General features: G+C 72.6%; 11 protein-coding genes. 7 read left to right on the plus strand and 4 right to left on the minus strand.

Translation table 11 applies throughout. The features are described from left to right. Nucleotides 1–95 precede the first annotated feature (95 nt). Together ACZ5DS_RS09110 and ACZ5DS_RS09115 are read right to left on the minus strand one after the other, a co-directional pair. Nucleotides 96–1631 carry a long-chain-fatty-acid--CoA ligase gene (locus ACZ5DS_RS09110; protein WP_468235398.1) on the minus strand — a complete coding sequence of 512 codons (1536 nt, stop codon included), beginning with the start codon at nt 1629–1631 and terminating at the stop codon, nt 96–98. Nucleotides 1632–1705: 74 nt separating this feature from the next. After that, complete coding sequence (locus ACZ5DS_RS09115) at nt 1706–2893, minus strand: thiolase family protein (protein WP_468235399.1); 1188 nt, start codon at nt 2891–2893, stop codon at nt 1706–1708. A 151-nt stretch (nt 2894–3044) separates the two neighbouring features. Here ACZ5DS_RS09115 and ACZ5DS_RS09120 point away from each other — a divergent pair, with 151 nt between their 5' ends. Next, the gene (locus ACZ5DS_RS09120; RefSeq protein WP_468235401.1) at nt 3045–3950 is read left to right on the plus strand and encodes an alpha/beta hydrolase; all 906 of its coding nucleotides are present in this window, start codon (nt 3045–3047) and stop codon (nt 3948–3950) included. Further along, the gene (locus ACZ5DS_RS09125) at nt 3947–4753 is read left to right on the plus strand and encodes an SAM-dependent methyltransferase (RefSeq protein WP_468235403.1); all 807 of its coding nucleotides are present in this window, start codon (nt 3947–3949) and stop codon (nt 4751–4753) included. Before ACZ5DS_RS09120 ends, ACZ5DS_RS09125 begins: the two co-directional genes overlap by 4 nt. 335 nt (nt 4754–5088) lie before the next feature. Here ACZ5DS_RS09125 and ACZ5DS_RS09130 read toward each other — a convergent pair whose 3' ends face one another. After that, complete coding sequence (locus ACZ5DS_RS09130) at nt 5089–5958, minus strand: Cof-type HAD-IIB family hydrolase (protein WP_468235405.1); 870 nt, start codon at nt 5956–5958, stop codon at nt 5089–5091. Nucleotides 5959–6133: 175 nt separating this feature from the next. Here ACZ5DS_RS09130 and ACZ5DS_RS09135 point away from each other — a divergent pair, with 175 nt between their 5' ends. From ACZ5DS_RS09135 to ACZ5DS_RS09150, 4 genes are read left to right on the plus strand one after another with little or no spacing between them, the layout of a single operon-like run. Continuing rightward, the gene (locus ACZ5DS_RS09135) at nt 6134–6943 is read left to right on the plus strand and encodes an SAM-dependent methyltransferase (protein ID WP_468235407.1); all 810 of its coding nucleotides are present in this window, start codon (nt 6134–6136) and stop codon (nt 6941–6943) included. Nucleotides 6944–6981: 38 nt separating this feature from the next. Further along, complete coding sequence (locus tag ACZ5DS_RS09140) at nt 6982–8385, plus strand: type I glutamate--ammonia ligase (RefSeq protein ID WP_468235409.1); 1404 nt, start codon at nt 6982–6984, stop codon at nt 8383–8385. A 2-nt stretch (nt 8386–8387) separates the two neighbouring features. Beyond that, nucleotides 8388–9536, plus strand: a complete 1149-nt coding sequence (locus ACZ5DS_RS09145) for an amidohydrolase family protein (protein WP_468235411.1) — start codon at nt 8388–8390, stop codon at nt 9534–9536. 42 nt (nt 9537–9578) lie between these two features. After that, on the plus strand, nt 9579–10106 hold the full coding sequence (locus ACZ5DS_RS09150; RefSeq protein ID WP_468236378.1) for an NUDIX hydrolase family protein: 528 nt from the start codon (nt 9579–9581) through the stop codon (nt 10104–10106). Between the two features lie 52 nt (nt 10107–10158). Here the strand turns inward: ACZ5DS_RS09150 and ACZ5DS_RS09155 are convergent, their stop codons facing one another. Continuing rightward, nucleotides 10159–10674 (minus strand): PadR family transcriptional regulator, encoded by a 516-nt coding sequence (locus tag ACZ5DS_RS09155; RefSeq protein WP_468235412.1) that lies wholly within the window; start codon nt 10672–10674, stop codon nt 10159–10161. A 125-nt stretch (nt 10675–10799) separates the two neighbouring features. Between ACZ5DS_RS09155 and ACZ5DS_RS09160 the strand changes: the two genes are divergently transcribed. After that, nucleotides 10800–11363: a hypothetical protein gene (locus ACZ5DS_RS09160; protein WP_468235414.1), complete on the plus strand. Its 564-nt coding sequence runs from the start codon at nt 10800–10802 to the stop codon at nt 11361–11363. Nucleotides 11364–11423: the final 60 nt, after the last annotated feature.

The raw sequence follows: 11423 nt of genomic DNA on the forward strand, positions 1-11423 counted from the left end.
ACCGTCTCGCAGGGCGGTCCTCACGACCGTACGGCCGGCTGGTCCTCACGACCGTACGGCCGGCCGGATCTCACGACCGGACGGCCGGCCGGATCTCACGACTGTGCGGCAGGCCGGTCCCAACGCCCCGCGTACCGGGCGCGCAGCTCCCGCTTGAGCACCTTCATGCTCGGCCCGAGCGGCAGCGCGGCCGCGAACTCCACGCGCCGCGGGTACTTGTGCCGGCCCAGGTGCTCCTGGGACCAGTCGATGAGGCCGGCCGCGTCGGGGGCGCTGTCGCGGGCCGGGACCACGACGGCGCACACCTCCTCGCCGTGCAGCTCGTCGGGCAGGCCGATGACGGCCACCTGGGCCACCTCGGGGTGCCGCATCAGGATCTCCTCGACCTCCCGCGGGTAGACGTTGTAGCCGCCGCGGATGATGACGTCCTTCTTGCGGTCGACGATCCTGAGGAAGCCCTCCTCGTCCTTGGTGCCGAGGTCCCCGGTGCGGAACCAGCCGTCGACCACGGCCTCGGCGGTGGCCTCGGGACGGCCGAGGTAGCCGGAGAAGACGTTGTGACCGCGGATGACGACCTCGCCCAGCTCGCCGGGCGGCAGGAGTTCGACACGGCCCTCCAGCTCGGCGCGGGCGATCTCCACGTCGACGCCCCACAGCGGGTGGCCGATGGTGCCGGCCCTGGTGCCGAAGACGGGCTGGTTGACGGTGGCCGTGGGCGAGGTCTCCGACAGCCCGTACCCCTCGTAGATCTTCGTCCCGAACGCGGCCTCGAACCGCTCCAGTACGGCCACCGGCAGCGAGGCGCCGCCGGACATGCACACGCGCAGCTCGGGCAGGGCGGCGGCATCCGCGGCGGCCGCGGCGAGGGCCACGAACATGGTCGGCACACCGTGGAAGGTGTTGGCGCCCTCCTGCACCATCAGCTCGATGGCGCGGGCGGCGTCGAAGCGGGGCAGCAGGACGAGCGTGGCGCCCGCCCGCCAGGTGGAGTTGAGCGACACGGTCTGGCCGAAGGCGTGGAAGAGCGGCAGCGCGCCGAGCGCGATGTCGTCGGCGCGGACGTCGTTGGCGTCGAAGGCGTTGACGGTGGCGTTCATCACCAGGTTGAAGTGGCTGAGCACGGCGCCCTTGGGGACCCCGGTCGTGCCGCTGGTGTAGAAGATCACCGCCGGGTCGTCGGCGGCGCGGGTGACATAGGCGGGCAGCGGCGTGGCGTCGGCCGCGAGCCGGTCGAACTCCTCGCCCAGGGTGACGACTTGGACGCCGACGGCTTCGGCGGCGGCCCGTCCGGTCTCCGCCTGCGCCGGGTGCACGAGCAGCAGGGTCGCGCCGCTGTCCCGCAGGACGTGCTCGACCTCCCCGGCCGACAGCAGCAGGTGCACGGGGACCACGACACCGCCGGCCGCGGCGATCGCGTTGTAGGCGACCGGGAACTCGGCGGTGTTGGGTGCCATCAGCGCCACCCGGTCGCCCGGTCGTACGCCCAGGCCGGTGAGCGCGCCCGCCCGGGCCAGAGCCTTCCGCCACACCTCCGCGAAGGTGAGCCGCAGTTCGCCTTCGACAAGAGCCGTCTTCTCGGGGCGGCGCCGGGCGTTCTCGGCGAGGATGGCGGCGACGGACAGGGTTGCCATGGAGTGGTGCTCCGTTTCCTTGCTGCGGCTCGTGCTACCGAATCCCCTTGCGGGGAGCCCGTGTTGAAGCGCGGCTAGTGCCTGTCCACCAGCACGGCGCTCCCCTGCCCCACCCCCACGCACATGGTCGCAAGGCCCCGCTCCGCGCCCGTGCGCCGCATCCGGTGCAGCAGCGTCGTCAGGATGCGGGCGCCGGAGCAGCCGAGCGGGTGGCCGAGGGCGATCGCGCCGCCGGTGGGGTTGACCAGGTCCGGGTCGATGCCCAGTTGGTCGACGCACGCGAGTGCCTGGGCCGCGAACGCCTCGTTGAACTCGGCCTCCTGCACGTCACCGATCTCCCAGCCGGCCCGGGCGAGCGCCTTGCGGGTGGCGGGGACCGGGCCGATGCCCATCACGTCGGGGTGGACGCCCGCCGAGGCACCGGCGACGTACCGGCCGAGGGACTCCAGGCCCAGCTCGTTCAGGGCCTCCTCGCTGACGAGCAGGAGTCCGGCCGCACCGTCGTTCATCGGCGAGGCGTTGCCCGCCGTGACCGTGCCGCCCGCGCGGAAGACGGGCTTGAGGCGGGACAGCTTCTCCAGCGAGGTGTCCTCGCGGACGCACTCGTCCTGCTCGACCGTGATGCCGTCCGGGCGCTCCACGGGCAGGAGTTCGTCGTCGAAGTGGCCGTTCTTGCGTGCGGCGGCGGCCCGTTGGTGGCTGCGCAGCGCGAACTCGTCCTGCCGGGCGCGGGAGATGCCGTACCGCTCGGCGACCTCCTCGGCCGTCTCGCCCATGGACAGCAGGCCGTGCAGGTCCTTCATGGCCGGGTTGACCAGGCGCCAGCCGAGACGGGTGTCGTGGGTCTCGATGCGGTGCGGCAGGGCCTCGTCGGGGCGGGGCAGCACGAAGGGGGCGCGGCTCATCGACTCGGAGCCGCCCGCGATCACGATGTCGGCCTCGCCCGCTGCGATGGTACGCGCCGCCGTGGTGACCGCTTCGAGGCCGGAGGCGCAGAGCCGGTTGACGGTGGCGCCGGGCACGGACTGGGGCAGGCCGGCCAGCAGTGCGGCCATGCGGGCGACGTTGCGGTTGTCCTCGCCGGCCTGGTTGGCGGCGCCCCAGTAGACGTCGTCGACGCGGGCGGGGTCGAGCGCGGGCACGTCGGCCACCAGGTGGCGGATCACCGTCGCCGCGAGGTCGTCGGGCCGTACGGAGGACAGGGCTCCGCGGAGCTTGCCGATGGGGGTGCGGCGGGCGGCCGCGAAGTGGACGGGACGCACGGCTGGGACTCCTGACCGACGACGCTGTGGATCAGCACGGACTATGGGTGGCAGAGCCACTTAATTAGCACTGCTAGTTTTTGACTATAGACCTCCGACCCGCTCGCTGGGAAGATCTCCCGGAACCTTCACCGAGGCAACCGGAGGAGACATGCCCCACGTCCGCGAGCACGTCCTCGACGGCATCGTCGTACGGGAGTGGCCGCACCCGCAGCCGCGCTGGCTGGCGCTGGTGGTGCACGGGTACGGCGAGCATGCGGGCCGGTACGACGAACTGGCGGGCGTCCTCGTCGGGCACGGAGCGGCCGTGTACGGGCCGGATCACGTCGGACACGGAAAGTCGGCCGGCGAGCGAGTGGTGATCGAGGACTTCGAGGACGTCGTCACGGATGTGCACGCCGTGGCGGATCTCGCCCGCGCCGCACATCCGGGCCTGCCGCTCGTCATGGTCGGGCACTCCATGGGCGGTCTGATCGCGGCCCGGTACGCCCAGCGGTACGGCACCGAGCTGAGCGCGCTGATCCTGTCCGGGCCGGTGATCGGCGTCTGGGAGCTGCCCGGGCGGCTGCTCGCCCTGGACGAGATCCCGGACACGCCGATCAACCCGGCCGCGCTCTCCCGCGACCCGGCCGTGGGCGCCTCCTACGCCGCCGACCGGCTGGTCTGGCACGGCCCGATGAAGCGGCCGACGCTCCAGGCGTTCGTACGCACCCTGGAGTCCGTCGCCGAGGGCGGGGACGTCGGCCCGCTGCCGCTGCTGTGGCTGCACGGGGACGACGACCGGCTGGTTCCCCTGCCGGGGAGCCGGGTCGGGGTGGAGCGGCTCAGCGGCGGCCGGCTGACCGAGCGGATCTTCGCCGGGGCGCGGCACGAGGTGTTCCACGAGACGGACAGGGCTGACGTCTTCGCCGAGTTGATCCAATTCCTGGACGCAGCACTTCCCGCTGATCAGGCATCAGGTGACCGCGGACTGCCTGCGCAGCGTCCCGTGATCATGTCAGACTGCGCGCACGCCCCGGACGTCGAGGGGCGCGTCGAGCGGAGGAGCAGCACGTGACGGGGACCGAGCCGGCAGCCCAGGGGATCGACACCACGCGGCCGCATCCGGCCAGGGTGTACGACTGGTTCCTCGGCGGCAAGGACAACTACCCCGTCGACGAGCAGCTGGGCCGGCAGATCACGGCGATCGACGCGGGTGCCCCGCGGGCCGCCCTCGCCAACCGGGCCTTCATGCGCCGCGCCACCCGTGCACTGGCCGAGGAGACGGGCATCCGCCAGTTCCTGGACATCGGCACCGGCATACCGACCGAGCCCAACCTGCACCAGATCGCCCAGTCCGTCGCCCCGGACGCCCGTGTCGTCTACGTGGACAACGACCCGATCGTGCTGGCCCACGCGAACGCACTGCTGCGCGGCACGCCCGAGGGCGTGACCGAGTACATCCAGGCCGACGCCCGCGATCCGCTCGCCATACTCGAACAGGCGGGCCGCGTCCTGGACTTCGACCGCCCCGTCGCCCTGTCCCTGATCGCCCTGCTGCACTTCATCGCCGACGAGGACGGCGCCCACGACCTGGTCACCACGCTGGTCGACGCGCTCGCCCCGGGCAGCTGCCTGGTGCTGTCGACGATGACGGCCGACTTCGAACCGGAGAACGTACGGCGGGGGATCGCCGCGTATGCGGCGGGCGGGGTGACGCTGGTGGCCCGCTCGCAGGCCGAAGTGGGCTGGTTCTTCAAGGGACTCGACCTGCTGGAGCCGGGGGTCGTATCGGTGGCGGACTGGCGCGCCGAGGAGCCACCGGCGGCGGAGGGCCCGATCTCCCTGTACGGCGCGGTGGGCCGGAAGCCGGCGGCCTGATCCCGCGACAACCCCGACCAGCCGGGCCGCGAGCCCGCGGGCGACCCCTTTTCCACGTCCGCAGCCTTCCCCCGCCACAACCCCGGCCTGCCCGGCGGCAAGCCCGCGGGCGGCCCTTTTGCCAAGCCGGCGGCCCGCCCCCACCCGCAGCCCGACCGTGGCCGACGCGGTCGACGGCATCGAGGCGCTCGGTCGCCGACCTCTTCGCCGAACCCGCCGCCGGGGACGGCGGCCGCCTCCGGGCCGAAGTCGAGCACCTCGGCGGGGAGTTGGAGGCGCTTCGCGTATGAGGAGGAGCACCTGCCGCCCGCGTTGACGGGCACTGCGGAACGGTCCTAGGTCAGCGGCAGCGGTATCCCGAGGACCTCGGCGACGGTCCGCAGCACGCCGTTGTCGTTGTTGGACGGGGCGAGGTGCCGGGCCCGGCGGAGGACCTCCGGGTGGGCGTTGGACATGGCGAAGGACCACTCGGCCGCGTCCAGCATCTCCAGGTCGTTGAGGTAGTCGCCGAACACCATGGTCTGTGCGGGTGTGATGCCCAGGTCGCGCTGCAGCCCGCGCAGGGCGGCGCCCTTGTTGGCGGTGCGGTTCATGACGTCGACCCAGTGCTCGCCGGAGACGACGACGTGGTGGGTGGCGGTGAACGCCCCGAGGGCCGGGGCGGTGGTGTGCTCGGCCGACCCGAAGTCGAACAGCGCCACCTTGATCACGTCGTCCTCGACGGCGGTGACGTCCTCGACGATCCGGTGCTCGACGTAGTACTTGCGCACCTCCGCCAGGAACGCCTCGTCGGTCCGCTCGACGTACGCCGACCGCTTGCCGCAGACCACGGCGCCGACGTCGACGCCGTCCGCGACCAGCCGCCGTACCGTCCGGGCGAGGTCCGCGGCGACGGACCGATCCAGCGGGTCGGAGCTCAGCTCCAGGCCGTCGCGGACCACGTACGTCCCGTTCTCCGCGATGAACACCATGCCCTCGGCGACCTCGGCGAACTGCCGGGCCAGTGTGGCGTACTGGCGGCCGCTCGCCGGGCTGAACAGCACCCCGCGGCGACGCAGTTCGGCGAGCATCGGCCACAGGCCGTCGGGTATCCGCTTGGTGTCGTCCAGGAGGGTGCCGTCCATGTCGGTGACGACGAGCCGGATGTCGGCGGTGCCGGCGGACGGCGTGGGGGTGTCGAGGAGGGGCGCGGGCGTGGCAGGCATGTCCTTCTTCCGGCCGGGAACGGGATACGGGCAGGCGTCCAGTGTTCCTCATGCGCCTGCATACACCGGGGCGCCGCGGAGGGTGCCCGAGCCGTCACGGTGCGCGTTTCCCGGGACAACGCGATCAAGGCGGCGGCACAATGACGGCGGACACCCACGTGAGAAGGGCGGCGACGTGAGCGAGGGCGATTCCCCGACGACGGGCTCGGCGAGGCTGAACACCTCCGTGGCGCACAACGCGCGGGTCTGGAACTACTGGATCGGCGGCAAGGACAACTACGAGGTCGACCAGCGCGTCGGTGAGCACGTCGCGGGGATGTTCCCGGTGATCCGGGCGGTGGCCCGCGCGGACCGGGCCTTCCTCGGGCGGGCGGTGCGCTTCCTGGCCGCCGAGCGCGGGATACGGCAGTTCCTCGACATCGGCACCGGACTGCCGACCGTGGACAACACCCACGAGATCGCCCAGCGGATCGCGCCCGAGTCGCGGATCGTGTACGTCGACAACGACCCGATCGTGCTCGTGCACGCCCGCTCGCTGCTCACCAGCTCCCCCGAGGGTGTCACCGACTACATCGACGCCGACGTGCACGAGCCGGACGTCATCGTCCAGCGGGCCGCCGAGACGCTCGACCTGGACCGGCCGGTCGCGGTCATGATGCTGGGCATCCTCAACTTCGTGATGGACACCGACGAGGCCCGGGACATCGTGCGGCGGATCATGGCGGCGGTCCCCTCCGGCAGCTACCTGGCGCTCACCCACCCGACCTTCGACGCCGAGGTGGGCGGCGAGGGCAACTTCGCCGCCATGGAGTTCTGGAACGCCAACGCCACCCCGCCGATCACGGCCCGCAGCCGCGCCGAGATCGCCTCGTTCCTCGACGGTCTGGAGCCAGTCGAGCCGGGTCTGGTGCCGTGCTCGCAGTGGCGCGCCGAGCCGGATGCCGCCGTGGTACCGCAGTACGGCGCGGTGGCCGTGAAACCCTGACCCCGGCCCCGCGGGGCCGAGCCCGTCGAGGAGGACCCATGACCACCCTTGCCGACCCGGTGCCCGGCGGGCGCCCCGGTGATCTGAGGCGGGTCGCCGGGCTCACCGCCGAGCTGGCCGCGCAGGGCGTGCACGGGATCGTCCTGGCCTATGTGGACACGGCGGGCATCGGCCGGGTCAAGACGGTCCCGACGGCACGGCTGGAGGCGGCCGTGGCGTGGGGTGTCGGCATGTCGCCGGTGTTCGACACGTTCCTCGCCGACGACTCCAGCGTCACCACCGACGTCCTCGGCTCCCCCGACGGCGACCTCAGGCTCTACCCCGACCTCGACCACCTCGTCCCGCTGGCCGGGCAGCCCGGCTGGGCGTGGGCGCCCGTGGACCGGATCACGCAGGAGGGCGAGCAGCACCCCGGCTGCGCCCGGACCTTTCTGCGCCGGATCGTCGCGGACGCCGCCGACCGCCACGGCCTCGCCTTCAAGGCGGCCGTCGAGGTCGAGTGGGCGGTCGGGCTCGGCTCGGCACCCGGCGGGGAGTTCGTCCCGGCGGCCTCCGGACCGGCCTACGGCGCGGTCCGGCAGGTCGAGCTGAGCGACTACACGGCCGATCTGCTGGCCGCGTTCGCGGCACAGGGCGTGGACGTCGACCAGATCCATCCGGAGTACGCGGCCGGGCAGTTCGAGGTCTCGGTGGGCGCGCTGGACCCGGTGGCGGCGGCCGACCGCAGCGTGCTGGTGCGGCAGACGATCCGGGCGGTGGCGCAGCGGCACCACCTGCGGGTCTCCTTCGCGCCCGCGTATCTCCCCGAGGGTGTGGGCAACGGCGGCCATCTGCACCTGTCCTGCTGGCGCGACGGGGTGAACCTGCACTCCGGCGGCGCGGGCCGGTACGGCATGACGGCCGAGGCGGAGTCGTTCGTGGCCGGGGTCCTCGCCCGTCTGCCCGGGCTGACGGCGGTGACCGCACCGAGCCCGGCCAGCTATCTGCGGCTCAAGCCCTCCCAGTGGGCGGGGGTGTTCACCGCCTGGGGCCGGGAGACCCGCGAGGCCGCGCTGCGGATCGTCACCGGCACGGCGGGCCACCGGGACCAGGACGCCAACCTGGAGATCAAGCCGGTCGACCTGGCCGCCAATCCGTATCTCGCGCTGGGCTGCGTCATCGCCGCCGGTCTCGACGGGATGACGGCGTCCCGGCCACTGCCTCAGGAGATCACCGGGGACCCTGCCCGGTACGGCCCGGACGAGGCGGCCGCCCTCGGGGTGGAGCGCCTGCCGACCTCGCTGCCGCAGGCCGTCGAGGCGTTCCGGGCCGACCAGGTGCTGCGGGCCGCGCTGGGCCCGGTCCTGGCGGACGCGGTGACCGCCGTACGGCTCGGGGAGGCGGCGGCCGTCGACGGCCTGGACGACGCACAGGTGGCGGCCGCCTACCGCTGGACGTACTGACGATGCCCGCGCCCGGCCCGGTGCACGAGGCCCTCGCCGCACTGCCCCTGGTGGACCACCACTGCCACGGCGCCGTGACGGCCGACCTCGGCCCCGGGGAGTTCGAGTCACTGATCACCGAGGGCGAGGCCTGGCCGGGCATGTCGACCTTCGACAGTCCGGTCGGCGTGGCCGTACGCCGCCACTGCGCACCCCTGCTGGACCTGCCCCGGCACGCGCCCGCCGCCGACTACCTGGCCCGGCGCTCCGCGCTCGGCTGGCGCGAGGTCAACCGCCGCTTCCTGACCGCCGCGGGAGCCGAGGTCTTCTGCGTCGACACCGGTTACGCCCCGCACCCCGTCACCTCCCCCGCCGAACTGGCCGCGGCCGCCGGCGCCGCCGCCTTCGAAGTCGTACGGCTGGAGCAGGTCGCCGAGGCCGTGGCCGCGCGGGGCGTGGAGGCGGGCGAGTACGCGGCCCTGTTCCGGGCGGCCGCCGAGGAGGCCGTACGACGGCCCGGCGTGGTCGCGGTGAAGTCGGTGGCCGCCTACCGCACCGGCTTCGAACTCGCCCCCGAGCGCCCCACGGAGGCGGAGGTGACTCAGGCGGCCCGGCGCTGGCTCGCGCACGGCGGACGCCTGACCGACCCGGTCCTCGTACGGCACCTGCTGTGGACGGCCGTCGACCTCGGCCTGCCGCTCCAGCTGCACACCGGTTTCGGCGACGCGGACGTACGGCTGCACCGCGCCGACCCCGCCCTGCTCACCGACTGGCTGCACCTGACGGCCGGCACGATCCCGGTCCTGCTGCTGCACTGCTGGCCGTACCAGCGCCAGGCCGCCTATCTGGCCACGGTGTTCGAGCGGGTGTACCTGGATGTCGGCCTGGCCCTGCACTACACCGGCCCGGCCCGCTCCCGGGCGGTGCTGGAGGAGGCGCTGGAGATCACCCCGTTCCGCAAACTGCTGTACAGCTCGGACGCCTATGGTGTGGCCGAGTTCCACCACCTGGGTGCGCTGTCCTTCCGAAAGGGGTTGGCCGACATGCTGGAAGCCCGGGTGGACGCCGACGAGTTGAGCCTGCCCGACGCCCTGCGCATCGCGGCCTGGACGGGCCGCGACAACGCCCGCCGACTGTACGGACTGCCCGGAAACGATCCGTCCCGCCACTGAGCGGGCGCCCCACTCGGAAAGTATGATCAAGCAATGTCTGACATGACCGAAACCACGCCAGGCTGGCTGACCACGGACGAGCTGGAACTGGCCAGGGCCCGGATGCCGATCCTGTACGTCGAGGCCGTGCCCGTGCGCGTGGACGACAGCGGCGAAGTCACGAGCATCGGACTGCTGCTGCGCATCGGCCCGGACGGAACGGTCAGCCGGACCCTGGTCTCCGGGCGCGTCCTGCACCACGAGCGGGTCCGTGACGCCCTGCTGCGCCATCTGGAGAAGGACCTCGGCCCGGTCGCGCTGCCCCGGGTGCCTGCCTCGCTGCAGCCGTTCACCGTCGCGGAGTACTTCCCGACGGCCGGCATCACGCCGTACCACGACCCGCGCCAGCACGCGGTCTCCCTCGCCTACGTCGTCCCGGTGACCGGCGACTGCCGGCCCCGGCAGGACGCGCTGGACCTGGTCTGGTTCACCCCGCAGGAGGCCGTCTCGGAGGCCGTGCAGAGCGAGATGCCGGGCGGGCACGGGGTGCTGCTGAAGCAGGCCCTCGCCCACGTCGGCGTCGTGTCCTGACGCGCGTGCCCCAGGGCCTGGCCGGCGGCAAGGGGGGCAGGGGCGGCTGACGTCAGCCCTCCAGCCGGCCGATGGCCCAGCGGGCCCAGTCCCGCTCCATCTCGGCCCAGCGCAGGCCGTACTCCAGGGCGATGAGTCCGTTGACGGTCAGCGGGCCCTCCTCGCTCTCCAGTGCGGTCCGCAGCGCCGTGAGCCGCTCGTGGTCGGCTGTGGCCCGCTCCTCCCGCTGGGCGAGGATCGCGCGGGCCTGCTCCGGTGTGGCCAGGTTCAGGAAGAACACCTTCAGCAGCAACTCGCTGCGGCGCGGCGATTGTTGCGTCGGCGCCGTCAGCCAGCTGTCCAGCTCCTTACGTCCCTGTGCAGTGACCGTGTACTCCTTGCGCCGGCGCGGACCCTCGGCCGAGACTTCGACGAGTCCGGCCTCCGCGAGCCGGTTGAGTTCCCCGTACATCTGACTCTGTGTGGCAGGCCAGACATGGGCCAGCGACGTGTCGAAGAGCTTCATGAGGTCGTAGCCGCTGGCGGGCCGGTCGACCAGCAGGCCGAGGAGTGCGTGACGAAGGCTCATACCCTCCACCGTAACTCCACCATTGACATGTCGTACCCGACATCTTAACTTCGACATGTCAGTAGTGGAATATCGCACCGGATCCCCGACCAAGGTCCGGTCCTCACCCCTCGGAGGGGTCTGCAATGCACTACCTGCGCGGCTTCGCCCCCTGGATCGTCTACGCCTGTCTCTCGCCGCTCGGCTGGCAGTGGAGCGCCCTGGCCGGCCTGGTCACGGGCCTGGCCCTGATAGCGGTGAACCTCAAGGCGGGCATGGCCCTCGACGCGCTGATCCTGGAGTGCAGCACGGCCGTCTTCTTCATCGCGCTGACCGCGGTGGCGTTCGCCGCCCCGCACTCCTCCGTCTCCCACTACGGCGGGGCGCTGTCCTTCGCCTGGCTGGCCGTGACCTCCTGGGCCACCCTCGTCCTGCGCCGGCCCTTCACCCTCGGCATCGCCCGCCGGACGACCCCGGAGAAGTTCTGGCACACGCCGCAGTTCCTGCGCATCAACGTCGTCATCACAGCGGCCTGGGCGGCGGCCTTCACCCTCACCGCGATCGCCCTGACCGCCTGCGGCCTGGCCGGCGCGGGCACGGGCCTCAAGATCACGATCCAGGTGCTGGGCTTCGTGGCACCGGCCGTGTTCACCGCTCGGTACCCGAAGATCATGCAGGCGCGCTACGCCCGGATGTCGGCGGCGGGCTGACGCCGACGGGTCGACCCGCCACCGGCGGCCCCACCGCCACCATCCGGGCATGGCGTGCCG

Source organism: Streptomyces sp. NPDC031100 (assembly GCF_055570785.1).